The 14,213-nt window shown below is 31.9% G+C and carries 14 protein-coding genes; 10 read left to right on the top strand and 4 right to left on the bottom strand.

Annotated features, from left to right (window positions below; translation table 11 throughout):
* Positions 1–49 precede the first annotated feature (49 nt).
* The 3 genes from ACA31_RS07400 to ACA31_RS13475 all read left to right on the top strand — a co-directional run bounded on the left by ACA31_RS07400 (position 50) and on the right by ACA31_RS13475 (position 3,449).
* Entirely contained in the window at positions 50–1,048 is a 999-nt protein-coding gene (locus ACA31_RS07400) for a competence protein CoiA (RefSeq protein WP_057512694.1), read from the top strand.
* Between the two features lie 54 nt (positions 1,049–1,102).
* A complete protein-coding gene (gene pepF, locus ACA31_RS07395; RefSeq protein WP_057512693.1) occupies positions 1,103–2,911 on the top strand; it encodes an oligoendopeptidase F in 1,809 nt (602 codons plus the stop codon).
* 313 nt (positions 2,912–3,224) lie between these two features.
* A complete protein-coding gene (locus tag ACA31_RS13475) occupies positions 3,225–3,449 on the top strand; it encodes a hypothetical protein (RefSeq protein ID WP_253721374.1) in 225 nt (74 codons plus the stop codon).
* A gap of 429 nt (positions 3,450–3,878) precedes the next feature.
* Here the strand turns inward: ACA31_RS13475 and yjbH are convergent, their stop codons facing one another.
* The 3 genes from yjbH to ACA31_RS07375 all read right to left on the bottom strand — a co-directional run bounded on the left by yjbH (position 3,879) and on the right by ACA31_RS07375 (position 5,728).
* Positions 3,879–4,667 (bottom strand): protease adaptor protein YjbH, encoded by a 789-nt coding sequence (gene yjbH, locus ACA31_RS07385; RefSeq protein ID WP_057512692.1) that lies wholly within the window; start codon positions 4,665–4,667, stop codon positions 3,879–3,881.
* Between the two features lie 17 nt (positions 4,668–4,684).
* Positions 4,685–5,056, bottom strand: a complete 372-nt coding sequence (locus ACA31_RS07380; RefSeq protein ID WP_057512691.1) for a truncated hemoglobin YjbI — start codon at positions 5,054–5,056, stop codon at positions 4,685–4,687.
* Positions 5,057–5,143: 87 nt separating this feature from the next.
* Positions 5,144–5,728: a CYTH domain-containing protein gene (locus tag ACA31_RS07375; protein WP_057512690.1), complete on the bottom strand. Its 585-nt coding sequence runs from the start codon at positions 5,726–5,728 to the stop codon at positions 5,144–5,146.
* Positions 5,729–5,916: 188 nt separating this feature from the next.
* On the opposite strand from ACA31_RS07375, the gene ACA31_RS07370 reads away from it, so the two are divergent.
* The 7 genes from ACA31_RS07370 to fabI all read left to right on the top strand — a co-directional run bounded on the left by ACA31_RS07370 (position 5,917) and on the right by fabI (position 12,899).
* Positions 5,917–6,264, top strand: a complete 348-nt coding sequence (locus tag ACA31_RS07370) for a hypothetical protein (RefSeq protein WP_021339499.1) — start codon at positions 5,917–5,919, stop codon at positions 6,262–6,264.
* Between the two features lie 16 nt (positions 6,265–6,280).
* Complete coding sequence (locus ACA31_RS07365; RefSeq protein ID WP_002508093.1) at positions 6,281–6,916, top strand: GTP pyrophosphokinase; 636 nt, start codon at positions 6,281–6,283, stop codon at positions 6,914–6,916.
* Positions 6,917–6,927: 11 nt separating this feature from the next.
* Positions 6,928–7,737: an NAD kinase gene (locus tag ACA31_RS07360; protein WP_057512689.1), complete on the top strand. Its 810-nt coding sequence runs from the start codon at positions 6,928–6,930 to the stop codon at positions 7,735–7,737.
* Complete coding sequence (locus tag ACA31_RS07355) at positions 7,737–8,591, top strand: RluA family pseudouridine synthase (protein ID WP_057512688.1); 855 nt, start codon at positions 7,737–7,739, stop codon at positions 8,589–8,591. Before ACA31_RS07360 ends, ACA31_RS07355 begins: the two co-directional genes overlap by 1 nt.
* Before the next feature lie 27 nt (positions 8,592–8,618).
* Positions 8,619–10,004, top strand: coding sequence for a magnesium transporter (mgtE, locus tag ACA31_RS07350; protein ID WP_057512687.1), 1,386 nt, complete (start codon positions 8,619–8,621; stop codon positions 10,002–10,004).
* A gap of 9 nt (positions 10,005–10,013) precedes the next feature.
* Positions 10,014–11,858, top strand: coding sequence for a monovalent cation:proton antiporter family protein (locus tag ACA31_RS07345; protein ID WP_057512686.1), 1,845 nt, complete (start codon positions 10,014–10,016; stop codon positions 11,856–11,858).
* Between the two features lie 270 nt (positions 11,859–12,128).
* A complete protein-coding gene (fabI, locus tag ACA31_RS07340) occupies positions 12,129–12,899 on the top strand; it encodes an enoyl-ACP reductase FabI (RefSeq protein WP_057512685.1) in 771 nt (256 codons plus the stop codon).
* Between the two features lie 184 nt (positions 12,900–13,083).
* Here fabI and cozEa read toward each other — a convergent pair whose 3' ends face one another.
* Positions 13,084–14,169, bottom strand: a complete 1,086-nt coding sequence (cozEa, locus tag ACA31_RS07335; RefSeq protein ID WP_057512684.1) for a lipoteichoic acid biosynthesis protein CozEa — start codon at positions 14,167–14,169, stop codon at positions 13,084–13,086.
* Between the last annotated feature and the right edge of the window lie 44 nt (positions 14,170–14,213).

Below are 14,213 nucleotides of genomic sequence, written 5' to 3'. Positions count from 1 at the left end.
AAAGTAATTATTCATTCGTAACTGTGTAATGAAATGAGGTGGTAAATTTTTGTTATGTGCAAAAAATGAAAGTAACCAAATTATATCAGCAATCATTGCTCAAAAAGGTCATCAATATAAGTGTCCATACTGTAATAATAAAGTTATATTAAAAAAAGGCCAATTCGTTGCACCTCATTTTGCCCATGTAAATAAAAGTAAGCTTACATGCAATAAAGGAGAAACCTATGAGCACTATTGTCTTAAATATCAGCTTGCTCAATGGTTTGAAAAATATAATTATGAAGTTGCCATAGAACCTTATATAACAGAATGTTATCAATATCCTGATTTAATCATAAATAACAGTGTAGCAATTGAAATACAATTTTCACGAATTAGTGTACTAAATATAAAAAAACGCAGTATATCCTTACAAAAATGTGGGTTAGATGTTGTGTGGATTATTAATAATCCACATTATGATAAAGTAACACAAATTTTAAAGCTTACAACTTATGAACGTACTTATATTAATTTAAAAGAACGACATTTATTTGCTTGGAACGGTTACACACAAGAACTGTACAAATATAAGATTATACAATATCTAGGAGGCAAACGTTATGTTGCGATAAGGGATATTGTTTCAAATAATGCTTTGATACATACTTTGACTCACGTAAATATTCAACATAATAATTTAACTTTAAAATTAAGTGAAACAGCAGTCATTAAATACTTGAATCACTGTCGTAATAGACGTTCAGTACTTGAGCCAAGCCTTAGCGTTATGTACCAATTACAATTATCAGAAGCATGGATAAGTAAACATCTTGGCATAATTTTCCCAGAACAATTATATGTGAAATCTCATCCAGTATATTGGCAATTACAACTTCTATTTATGTTAGAGCATGTCCAATTTAAGTTAAGTGATTTTATAAAATTAATTGAGTATAATGAATTTTATACAGGTGATGTTAAAAAGGAAGAGATTGCTAGTGAAATGGTTAGAAAATTTCAGCAATTGAATTATAGAATTGGACGTAATAACGTGCAAAAATGATTGTTACGTGAGAAAATTATAATAATGAACTTTATAGGAGGTTTACTTAATATTATGACTGAACAATTAACAAGAGAAGAACAAGAACGTAAATACCCTGAGTATACTTGGGATTTAACTACTATTTTCGAATCAGATGAAGCTTTTGAAGTAGCATTTAAAAAAGTCGAAAATAACATAGGACAAGAAGAACAATTTAGAGGTCATTTAGCTGATAGTGCAGAAACACTTTATAACGCATTAGCTTTAGAAGATGAACTGGGTTCTCAATTAGAAAAAGTATACGTATATGCACATCTAAAACAAGATCAAGATACTGCAAATGATAAGTACACGGGGTACGAATCACGTGCGCATCAACTTATTATTAAATTCAGTTCTGGATGGAGTTTCTTGGTTCCAGAAATTTTACAAATTGATGAAGCACAAATCCAAACTTTTATTGAATCCAATGATGATTTAAAACGTTACGCATTTGATTTGAAACTAATTAATGAAAAAAGACCTCATGTTTTAAGTGCAGATAAAGAAAAATTACTTACTGAAGCACAAGATGCCTTATCAACATCAGATAATGTATATGGTATGTTTAGTAACGCTGATTTAGAATTTGAAGATGCGATTGATAAAGATGGTAACCATCATTCATTAACTCAAGGTACGTTTATAAAATGTTTAGAATCAGATGATCGTATTTTACGTAAATCTGCATTTGGAAATTTATATAAAGCCTATGGTGCATATAACAATACATTAAGCGCAACTTTAGCCGGCGAAGTGAAAAAGAATGTGTTTAATGCCAGATCACATAATTACGAAACAGCAAGAGCAGCAGCATTAAGTAATAATCATATTCCAGAGGAAGTATATGATAATTTAGTTAAAACTGTGCATAACTACTTACCATTATTACATCGCTATACGAAATTACGTAAAGACTTATTAGGTTTAGAAGATATGAAGATGTATGATCTTTATACTCCTTTAGTTAAAGATGTGAAATTTGAAATGCCATATGAAGAAGCTAAAGATTGGATGATAAAAGCTTTACAACCTATGGGTGATGAATATATGGAAGTTGTTGAAGAAGGATTAAATCATCGCTGGGTAGATGTATATGAAAATAAAGGTAAACGTTCAGGTGGTTATTCTTCAGGTGCGCATTTAACTAACCCCTTTATATTATTAAATTGGTCTAATACAGTGTCTGATTTATATACATTAGTGCATGAATTTGGTCACTCTGCACATAGTTATTTCAGTCGTCAAAACCAACCAGCCAATTCAAGTGGTTACACAATATTTGTAGCAGAAGTAGCATCTACATGTAATGAGGCATTATTAAGCGACTATATGGACAAACATTTAGATGATGAACGTAGACTATTATTACTTAATCAAGAACTTGAACGTTTCCGTGCAACATTATTTAGACAGACGATGTTTGCTGAATTTGAACATAAAATTCATCAAATTGAAGAATCGGGAGAACCGCTTACAGCAAACCGTATGAATGAAGAATATGCAGAATTGAACAGACAATATTTTGGTGATTCTGTTGAAACAGATGAAGATATTAGTAAAGAATGGTCAAGAATTCCTCACTTCTATATGAATTATTATGTGTATCAATATGCAACAGGATATAGTGCAGCGCAAAGTTTAAGTCATCAAATCTTGACTGAAGGCCAGCCAGCAGTAGACAGATATATTAATGAATTCTTGAAAAAAGGTAGCTCAGATTACCCAATTGAAATACTTAAAAATGCAGGTGTAGATATGACAACTCCTGAACCAATTGAACAAGCTTGCCAAGTATTCGAACAAAAATTAGATGCTTTTGAAAAGCTTATGAAAGCTTAGTATGAATGTATTCGTTTTCAATATGACAAGTTTGTGACAAAGTGAATTTATTTAATCTAAATGGTTGAAAGACGCATTTTACCGTGTTATATTATAAACATGAAATTAATCACATAACAAACATACCCCTTTGTTTGAAGTGAGGAAATTTCTCCCATCCCCTTTGTTTAGCGCCGTGTAATCAGACACGGCGTTTTTTTATACCCTTTTTAATTAAATTCAATAATATGAATAACTATTCGTTCGACTTTTAAAAATTAAAACTATAAAACTTACTTGTAGTTAAAGTAAATACAAGCAAGAGGTTGTATTTATGATATTAGCAGTTGTAGCAGCAAATGGTAAAGCAGGGCAGCTAATTACGAAAGAAGTTTATGATAGAGGACTAGACGTTACTGATATTGTAAGAAGTTCAAATAAAACAGTAATGGATCAAGCGATTCAAAAAGATTTATTCGATTTAACAATGGTGGACATTGCAGAATTTGATGCAGCTATCGATGCTTTGGACAACCTGATGAAAATAAAAAATCAATGAAACATCTGGGCCTTTTAGTAAGTAACAGCAACAAGCGTTTGTAAATTATTGGTGAGGCAGATAGTTGTATGTTGATGAAGTGCATACTATGAAATTGGTGGACACACCAGATTTTCATGAACAAATAAAAAAATTAACCAAGCATAATAAAGACACTAGAAGAAATATAAAAGTGAAAAGATGTAAAATGGACATTTGTTTGTCCAGCGCCAGATTTTCAATATGATGGTGAGAAAACAGGAGAATATCAATTGAGTGCAGATCTAGTTAATAAAAGGCGATTAAAAGATTATAGACTGAAGTTGTTCAAGTGAAAAGCGTGCACAAAAAAATGTCAACAAAGTGTCTAACTTTGTTGACATTCTGATATAGCCTTAAAGGCTATTTTTTATTTGTTAAAAGATGTGTAGTTATTTGTTTATTACACAATCAAATTTTAGATTTCCAAAATTTTCCATCTGGAGATTTAAGTTTTTCTATCTTTTGTTGTAGCGCTAATTTTTTAAGTTCTTTATTCATTAATTTTTCAGGCCATTCATAAATGGTAAGTAACTCTTCTTTGGTAACTAATTGCTGTTGTTGTATATAACCTTCTAGTGTAGGCGGTAAATTTTTTTCAATAGGTGTTCCAATTAGTTCATTTATGATATACGTATAGATGTGATAAGGATAGAGACCTTCAACTTTCAAACCTTCTTCGTGAACATCTTCGTTGAAGAATACGAGTGAAGGTGCTTCTTCAATCTCCATTTCTCGTGCAATATGCAAGTCTACTTGTAAGCTTTCTTTTAAATAACTACTATGCAAATCTTCTTTAAAAACTTCGTAATCTAACCCTGCGTTACTTATGCAATTATTGACCATTGATTCAGTGATTATATCTCGTTTTGGTATAATTTCATTTTGTACAAGGTGTATAAAACGTTCTGCACGTAAACGTCCTTGAAGTTCAGCAGCCTTATATGCGAGTGCAATATTATCTAAGTCTGATGTGCTCTGCGCTTGGCATTTTGTTAAGACACGTAAAGATGGGTTTAATATATGTCTTATACTGATATATTGCTTATACTCTATACGCAATTTAGAGAGAATTGCTGATAATTTAAAGCAATCTTTACTGAATGGATCGAAAAAAGAATAAATTTCTATCTTATTCACAGGTGAAAGATTCGCATCTTCACGACTATTAGCATCTATTAATTTTAATTCTTCAGTCATGTACATTTCACCTACAATTAGTTTTCGGTATTAACCATATGATTCGCTGTTAAACGTAATCTTTCATATAAATAATCGCCGACACCTGCTTGGAAATTTGCATGCTGAATAGCACTATACATATTTTCAAGCCATGCGTCGCGTTCGTTGTTTGTTATTATAAACTCTATATGACGTCTTTTTAACATTGGATGACCATGTTCTTCTGTATAAAGGCTTGGCCCACCTAAAAATTGAGTCAAGAATTGTTTTTGTTTTCTACTTGTTTCTTGAAAATCTCCAGGAAACAAATAATTAATTCTATCATCTTTTTCCACTAAGAAATAGAAATGGTCAATCATCTTATATAATGCGTCATGTCCAATGATTTCGTAAGGTGTCTGTGCCATTTTATCACCATATTCTCTTAATATATAACTAATATAACACGAATATTTACATTTGGAAGTAATTCGACTTTTTAAACTTGCGCACAATTAGTTATTGTTTAAATTTGATTTGCGATTGAAAAATCTTTGTACTTTATTTTCGGGTGTTTCATGTTTCATATTGAATGCTTCAAGAATCATTTTAAATTGAATTAAACCGTCATCATAATCTTCAACTTCATATTCCAATTCATAATCTTGATAATTTAAGTAGTCACTTCTATCTAAGACGAGTAAGTTGCCTTGTATCTCTTTTTCTAATCGTGAAGTAGTCAAAGCACCAAGAATCACAAGCTGATTAATGTCAACATTCATTTTATTTAATTGTTCGGTAATTTCTAATGGTAAATCATTCGAGACTAATTTTTTATTTAATTCGGGTATAACATGAGTTTCAAAATTATATTCCATCAAGCCAACTTCAGCAGGCACCTTTAAGGTCATTTCATAGTATTTATTTTTTACGCGTATTCTTAATGCAGACTTATGTGAGCGTAAGTCAAATTGCTGTGTATCTATATAATAGTTTGTTTGACTGAAGGGTTGCATGTCTGGAAAATACTTATTATATATAGATTGGTACTGTGATTGAGATAATAATTGTTTGAATTCAATTTCATTATTAGTTGCCACGAGAAACACTCCTTTAAAGCATATAATAATTTATTCTAAAACACTTACGACATAATTTAAATTGAACTGCATTTTAAAATTAAAAATACTTCAGGCATTATGCTAAATTGTTGTCATAACATTAGCCTTGTAACGTGTTATGTACGATAGAATTATGTTAAAATGATGGATAATAAGGAGGAACAAGCATGCGTATTTATGTGAATGAAATTAAAGTAACAGAAGATAGTATTAATTGTTATACAGAAGCATCTACAGAAGGTTTGGAAGAAGCAGGACAAATGCTTGTTGACAGTGATAATTATAGCTTTGCATACATCCTGGATGACGGACAATCGTATTCATATTTAATTTTTGTTCAAGAAACTTGGTCTATGCTACATGAAAACAAAGGTAAGAAAATAATAATAAATGATAAATTAGAATTACAGCAGTTCGAAAGAGAATTTAATTACATATTGGATAACATACAAGGTAATTTAAATTATGGTAAAGAGTTTGTTTCCGTTGTAGAAGATACTTTCGAATTAGAGTGAAGCGGAGTGAGGTATTATGAATCAATGGGATCAATTTTTATCTCCATATAAACAAGCAGTGGACGAATTGAAAATTAAATTAAAAGGCCTTAGAAAACAATATGAAGTAGAAGACAATGCTTCGCCAATTGAATTTGTAACTGGCCGTGTCAAACCAATGACTAGCATTATTGATAAAGCAAATAAACGTCAAATTTCTTTTGATCGATTACATGAAGAAATGTATGATATCGCAGGATTACGCTTAATGTGTCAATTTGTTGATGACATTGAAGTTGTAGTTAATTTATTAAGACAGCGTGAAGATTTTAAAGTTGTGGAAGAGCGAGACTATATTAGTAATACCAAACAAAGTGGTTACCGTTCATTTCATGTTATTATTGAATATCCTATTGAAACACTAAAAGGAGAAAAGAAAATATTAGCAGAAATTCAAATCAGAACGCTAGCTATGAACTTTTGGGCCACTGTTGAACATACATTACGTTATAAATATGATGGAGATTACCCACCTGAGATTCAACATCGCCTTGAACGGGCAGCAGAAGCAGCGTTTTTACTTGATGAAGAAATGTCAGAAATCAAAGAAGAAATTCAAGAAGCACAAAAATATTATTCTAAAAAACGCTCTAAGAAACACAATAATGACTAGGGGGTGTAATCATGCGTTATACGATATTATCTAAAGGTGATTCAAAATCGAATGCATTGAAATATAAAATGATTAACTATATGAAAGATTTTCAAATGGTTGAAGACTCAGATAATCCTGAGATAGTTATATCAGTGGGTGGTGATGGCACATTGTTACAAGCTTTCCATCAATATAGTCACATGCTATCTCGTTGTGCATTTGTAGGTGTACATACTGGTCATTTAGGATTTTATGCGGACTGGTTACCACATGAAGTAGAAAAGTTAATTATTGAAATAAATAATTCAGAATTTCAAGTCATAGAATATCCTTTGTTAGAAATTATTGTGCGTTATAACGATAATGGTTACGAAACAAGATATTTAGCTTTAAACGAAGCAACTATGAAAACAGAAAATGGTTCTACTTTAGTGGTCGATGTGAACATACGAGGTAATCAATTTGAACGATTTAGAGGTGATGGTTTATGTGTATCTACACCATCAGGTTCAACGGCGTATAACAAAGCATTAGGTGGCGCGTTGATTCATCCATCCCTAGAAGCAATGCAAATTGCAGAAATTGCTTCAATTAATAATAGAGTGTTTAGAACAGTAGGTTCGCCTCTAGTATTGCCTAAACACCATACATGTTTGATTACACCTGTTAACCATGACACGATACTAACTACTATTGATCATGTAAGTATTAAACATAAAAATGTTAATGCTATACAATTTAGAGTAGCAAATGAAAAAGTAAGGTTTGCTAGATTTAGACCATTTCCTTTCTGGAAAAGAGTACATGATTCCTTCATCTCCAGTGGGGAAGATGAGTAATGAAATTTACATATGATATTGAATTTCCAGAAATGGTAAGAACATTTTTACAAAAAAAACACTATTCTAAGCGGACTATAAGCGCCATTAAACATAATGGCGCTTTAGTCGTTAACGGACAGCCAGTTACAGTCAGAAAACAGTTGGAAATTGGCGATGTGCTTCAAATTCATTTAGGGCAAGAAACGCCAAGTTCGAATTTGCTGCCATTTACGGATAGATTGAATATCTTATATGAAGATGAATATTTATTAGTTGTATCGAAACCTGCACTTCAAAATTGTGCGCCCTCGAGAGATCATAAACATTTGAGTTTAGTCGAGCAAGTATTAGGATATTTTAAGCAATCATCCCTCTCAATTACCCCTCATATCGTTACTCGGATAGATCGGAATACATCTGGCATCGTTATTTTTACCAAACATGGATTCATACATCATTTAATGTCTCAAACGAAGGTTGATAAACGATATTTATGTATATGCCACGGGGATTTGAAAGATGAAGGTTTGATTGATGCGCCTATTGCAAGGGATCCAGCTAGTATTATTCAACGCCAAGTCAACGCGATGGGTAAAGTAGCAAGAACGCGTTTTAAATGCCTTCAACGGTCTAAAGATTATAGTTTGAGTGAAGTACATTTATTAACTGGTAGGACACATCAAATACGTGTGCATTTTCAATATATAGGACATTCAATCGTGGGAGACGATTTATATGGAGAAGCGCATCCAATATATACACATCAATTATTACGTTGTGTACGTGTGTCTTTTATTCATCCAATCACGTATAAAAAGATTGAAATAAATGACGAGTATAGCGCAATAGAATCTATATTTAATATGATATAATTTTTAACATTCATGGAGGTGGGGCCCTTGGCTAATGAAAAGGATATAATCACTTTAGAGGACGAGCAAGTATATGATCAAGCGTTGTTAGATAGTTTGTTGTTTGAAAACCATATCGATGAATTTAGAAATGAATTCTTAGCGATGCATACATATGAGCAAAGTGAATACTTTGAAGACAGTAATGAAGAAATTCGACAAAGAATATTTGAAATATTATCACCAGAAGAAGTAGCGGATTTCTTTGAGCAATTAGAAATTGACGAAGATGAATATGAATCACTTTTTGACACTATGGATGCCGAATACGCGAGTAAAGTACTAGAAGACATGTCTTATGATAATGCTGTAGATATAATGAATCAGCTATCTAAGCAAAAAATTGTTAGCTTGCTTACTTTAATGAAACGTGAAGATGCTAAAGAAATCAAAGCATTACTACATTATGAAGAGGATACTGCTGGTGGTATCATGACGACAGAGTATATTTCTTTAAAAGCGACAATGCCAGTTAAAGAAGCAATGATGCATGTAAAAGAACAAGCACCAGATGCCGAAACAATTTATGTTATTTTCACAGTGAATGATAATAAACAACTCGCAGGCGTACTTTCGTTAAGAGATTTAATTGTGGCTGAAAATGATGCATACATTGAAGATATTATGAGCGAACGTGTAATCAGTGCCAATGCTGCAGATGATCAGGAAGATGTTGCTCAAAAAATGAGAGATTATGACTTTATTGCGATGCCTGTAGTAGATTATCAAGATCATTTACTTGGTATTATTACTATCGATGATATTTTAGATGTTATGGATGAAGAAGCAAGCGAAGACTACTCGCGCTTAGCCGGTGTGTCAGATGTTGATGCGACCAATGATTCCATTATTAAAACAGCTAGAAAACGCTTGCCGTGGTTAATCATATTAACATTTCTAGGTATGATTACTGCTACAATTTTAGGTTCATTCGAAGATACTTTATCGCAAGTAGCATTATTAGCTGCCTTTATTCCAATTATAAGTGGGATGTCAGGTAATTCTGGTACACAATCACTTGCCGTTTCTGTGCGTAATATTTCAACTGGTGAAATTTACGAGCAAAGTAAATTCAAAGTAGCACTGAGAGAAACAGGAAGTGGATTTTTAAGCGGTTTAATTTGCTCAATATTACTATTTTTAATTATAATGATAGTTTATGGTCAACCCATATTAGCAGTGATCGTAGGCGCTAGTTTGACGATAGCAATGACAGTTGGTACATTAGTAGGCTCAATGATACCGTTAGTTATGGATAAACTGAAAATCGACCCTGCAGTGGCGAGTGGACCTTTTATAACAACAATTAATGATATTGTAAGTATGTTAATTTATTTTGGTTTAGCAACGTCATTTATGTCTTATTTAACGTAGGAGGGTTATATGGAATTTCTATCGCTTGTTATCGTTGTGTTAGCGGCATTTTTAACACCAATTTTAGTCAATAGACTACGTGTTAGTTTTTTACCTGTCGTAGTTGCTGAAATATTGATGGGAATCATTATTGGGCGCTCATTTTTAAACTTAGTAGAGCGTGATGCCATGCTTAATATCTTATCTACTTTAGGATTTATCTTTTTAATGTTTTTAAGTGGTTTAGAAATAGATTTTAAAGCATTCAAAAAAGATAAAAGTTCAACTGCACAAGAAGAAAAATCTAAAAAACAAGAACCTGGACATTTACAATTAGCAGTTATTGTATTTATGGCTATTATGATTATTTCAATTGTATTTGCGTATATGTTTAAATGGTTCGGATTAATTGATGATGTCTTACTTATGGTAATTATTATTTCAACTATTTCTTTAGGTGTAGTAGTACCAACTTTAAAAGAAATGAACATTATGCGCACTACAATAGGACAATTTATCCTACTTGTTGCTGTACTAGCAGATTTAGTGACAATGATACTACTTACGGGTTATGGTGCAATACATGCTTCAGGCAACACATCACTTTGGTTAGTTGGTAGTTTAGTTGTATTTACGATTATCTTTTATTTCTTAGGAGGCATCTTCAAGAAAGCACAATTCCTACAAATATTGATGGATGGTACGACACAAATTGGAATACGTGCAGTCTTTGCATTGATCCTTTTATTAGTAGCTTTAGCAGAAGGCGTAGGAGCTGAAAACATACTTGGTGCATTCTTAGCAGGTGTCGTTGTATCACTCTTAGGTCCTGATGAAGATATGGTAGAGAAGTTAGACTCATTTGGTTATGGTTTCTTTATTCCTATATTTTTTATAATGGTAGGAGTAGATTTAAACATTCCAGAGTTAATTAAAGAACCTTCGTTATTATTAATTATACCCTTTTTAATATTAGCATTTTTAATCTCGAAATTAGTTCCTGTGTTTTACATACGTAGATGGTTCGATATGAAAACAACGATTTCTTCGGCTTTTCTACTAACTTCAACGTTATCTTTAGTAATCGCATCGGCGAAAATTGCGGAACAATTAGGTACTATTTCTACTGAAATATCAGGTATTTTAATACTAAGTTCAGTTATTACCTGTGTATTTGTACCTATTGTCTTTAAAAAGATGTTCCCAATGCCAGATGAAGCAACAAGACAAATTGAAGTTAGCTTAATCGGTAAAAACGAATTAACAATACCTATTGCTCAAAATTTAACTTCGCAACTTTATCAAGTTTCACTTTATTATAGAAATGATTTAAGTGATAAACGCAAGTTATCTGATGCTATTTCTATGATTGAAATAGCAGACTATGAAGAAGAGTTGTTAGAACGTTTGGGGTTATTTGAAAGAAATATTGTAGTCTGTTCAACTAATGACGATGATATTAACCGAAAAGTTGCTTTGATGGCTAAAGAACATGGTGTCAAACGTGTGATTTGTAGGTTAGAATCAAGCTCTAGTGATATTGAACTACAAAAAGAAGGCATAGAAGTATTCAGTAGCTATTTGAGTAACAAGATATTACTGAAAGGTTTAATTGAAACACCAAACATGCTTAATCTTTTAAGTAATGTTGAAACTTCATTATATGAAATTGCAATGTTAAATCATCAATATGACCAAATTCAATTACGTAATTTCCCATTCGATGGGGATATTATCTTTGTACGTATCATTAGAAATAATGAGTCTATCGTACCTCATGGTGATACACAATTACGTTATAGAGATAGAGTGATTGTCACTGGCTCTAAAGAATATGTAGATGAATTGAAACGTGAATTAGAATTTTATTATTAATAACGAGTATAGCGTTAAGTTGAAAAAGTAATTTATATATTTTGATACCTCTGACGTTGTACTTTTATATTCATGTTAAAAATGCCTTTTATTCGATAGAAGGGGTAGATATTTATTAAATACATTATAGGTAGCAAAAAAACTGTTTAAACAATCAAACCAATGTTAAAATAAAGGATATTGGAATTGGAATCGAGCTAATGAGTCAAAGCTATCTGATGATTTCTCGAACCGTTTTAAAATGAAAACTTAAATGAAGGAGTTATTCTCATGTTTAATTTAGAAAATAAAACGTTTGTCATTATGGGTATTGCTAATAAACGTAGTATCGGATTTGGTGTAGCTAAAGTATTAGATCAATTAGGTGCAAAATTAGTATTTACATATCGTAAAGATCGAAGTAAAAATGAGTTGGAAAAATTAGTAGAACAATTGAATCAAGAAACACATCATATGTACCAAATTGATGTTCAAAAAGATGAAGATGTTGTCGACGGTTTTGCTAAAATTGGCGAAGAAGTTGGAAACATCAATGGTGTCTATCACTCAATCGCATTTGCAAATATGGAAGATTTACGTGGTCGTTTCATAGATACTTCTCGCGATGGTTTTTTATTAGCACAAGACATAAGCTCATATTCTTTAACAATTGTGTCGCGTGAGGCTAAAAAATTGATGCCTGAAGGTGGTAGTATCGTAGCTACAACTTATTTAGGTGGAGAATTTGCAGTTCAAAATTATAATGTTATGGGTGTTGCTAAAGCAAGTTTAGAAGCTAATGTTCGTTACTTAGCATTAGATTTAGGTGAAGACAATATTCGTGTAAATGCAATCTCAGCAGGACCAATACGTACTTTGAGTGCAAAAGGTGTAGGCGGATTTAATACAATTTTAAATGAGATAAAAGAACGCGCACCATTAAAGCGTAATGTTGATCAAGAAGAAGTAGGTAAAACTGCGGCATACTTATTAAGTGATTTCTCTAGTGGTGTAACTGGTGAGAACATTCATGTAGATAGTGGTTATCATATCGTTAAATAATAAATCAAAACACCTCTAACGCGCAATGTGTGGCAATTAACATTGAACGTTAGAGGTGTTTTTCTAAAACTATGAAAAGTAGTACTATGATGACAAAAGAAAAAGCTGGAAAATCCTTATTAATTCAAAGGATTTTTCAGCTTTTTTGCTTAAATAACTATCAAATTTCAATTTTACAAACTAGCTAATCTTTGACATCCCTATTAGCAGCTTCAATGAGCTGTTGTCTATACCGGAATACATTACGAACGATAGATTTAATAACAGCGTATAATGGCACAGCAACAAGAATGAGTACAAAACCACCAAGGTTACCTGCTGCTAAAATCACAACAATGATTGTTAATGGGTGAATATTTAAAGATTTACCCATAACGTTTGGCGTAATGACATTTCCTTCTAGTTGTTGAGCAATCAGTGTAATGATACAGACCCATATAAATATCGTTGGACTTTGTATAATACCAATAATTGCAGCTGGTACAAATGCCATCCAAGGACCTAAGAATGGAATCATATTGGCAAGACAGGCAAACATAACAAGTAATAATGTATAGTTTAGTCCTAGAATAGAATAACCAATATATAAAATAATACCTAAAATGATACTTACAGTTACTTGACCTTGAATATAAGATTTAACGGTTTCGTTTAAGTCCTTTAATAATTCAACTACGAATACTTTTCTATCTCCTTTAAACAATCTTGCAATAAAAGGAATAAATCTTTCATGGTCTTTTAACATATAAATTAGGAAGAATGGCACCATGATGAGCAAAAACATAGTAGAAATAAATGATGTCACGAATCCTAATGAATTAGATAATATACTAGTAGCACCATCACTCATTGATTTAATCATTTTATTAATTCTATCTGTAACATCTGCTGGTAATCTTTCCATTTGATCTAAAGCAAAGTTAACAATGTGTTGAACTTCATTTTGTAGTGTTGGAATTTGTTTAATTAATTTTGAGATTTGATCTATTATAAGCGGTGCAATGTAACCTACAAAACTGCTTATAATAATAACTAGCGCAATCAAGATTATTGTTATACTTCCCCAGCGTGGAACTTTGTTTTTTTCAAGTATTTTTTGAAAAGGTAAACAAAGATAGAATAAGAAACCACTAAGTAACAATGGTAATAATACCGATTGAATAATAATCATAAATGGTGTGAAGACACTATGGACTTCCATTACTAATTTGATCAGTAAAAACAGGATGAGTAAGGCAACACCTGTTCTAAACCAAACCTTATTAAGCATAGGACTTTTCCTCCTAAAAATCGTATTTGAAGTACTATTTAGTA

The sequence above is a fragment of the Staphylococcus sp. NAM3COL9 genome (genome assembly GCF_001431205.1).
GTDB lineage: Bacteria > Bacillota > Bacilli > Staphylococcales > Staphylococcaceae > Staphylococcus.
Note: the sequence above shows the minus strand (reverse complement) of the source record. Positions and strands in the feature narration are given on the sequence as shown.

What these genes read in the sequence shown, in the direction of transcription:
- ACA31_RS07355 (WP_057512688.1), top strand. Translation starts at nt 7,737, where the DNA reads ATGAAATTTACATATGATATTGAATTTCCAGAAATGGTAAGAACATTT.
- ACA31_RS07365 (WP_002508093.1), top strand. Translation starts at nt 6,281, where the DNA reads ATGAATCAATGGGATCAATTTTTATCTCCATATAAACAAGCAGTGGAC.
- ACA31_RS13475 (WP_253721374.1), top strand. Translation starts at nt 3,225, where the DNA reads ATGATATTAGCAGTTGTAGCAGCAAATGGTAAAGCAGGGCAGCTAATT.
- ACA31_RS07380 (WP_057512691.1), bottom strand. Translation starts at nt 5,056, where the DNA reads ATGGCACAGACACCTTACGAAATCATTGGACATGACGCATTATATAAG.
- cozEa (WP_057512684.1), bottom strand. Translation starts at nt 14,169, where the DNA reads ATGCTTAATAAGGTTTGGTTTAGAACAGGTGTTGCCTTACTCATCCTG.
- ACA31_RS07345 (WP_057512686.1), top strand. Translation starts at nt 10,014, where the DNA reads ATGGAATTTCTATCGCTTGTTATCGTTGTGTTAGCGGCATTTTTAACA.
- ACA31_RS07360 (WP_057512689.1), top strand. Translation starts at nt 6,928, where the DNA reads ATGCGTTATACGATATTATCTAAAGGTGATTCAAAATCGAATGCATTG.
- ACA31_RS07370 (WP_021339499.1), top strand. Translation starts at nt 5,917, where the DNA reads ATGCGTATTTATGTGAATGAAATTAAAGTAACAGAAGATAGTATTAAT.
- yjbH (WP_057512692.1), bottom strand. Translation starts at nt 4,667, where the DNA reads ATGACTGAAGAATTAAAATTAATAGATGCTAATAGTCGTGAAGATGCG.
- pepF (WP_057512693.1), top strand. Translation starts at nt 1,103, where the DNA reads ATGACTGAACAATTAACAAGAGAAGAACAAGAACGTAAATACCCTGAG.
- fabI (WP_057512685.1), top strand. Translation starts at nt 12,129, where the DNA reads ATGTTTAATTTAGAAAATAAAACGTTTGTCATTATGGGTATTGCTAAT.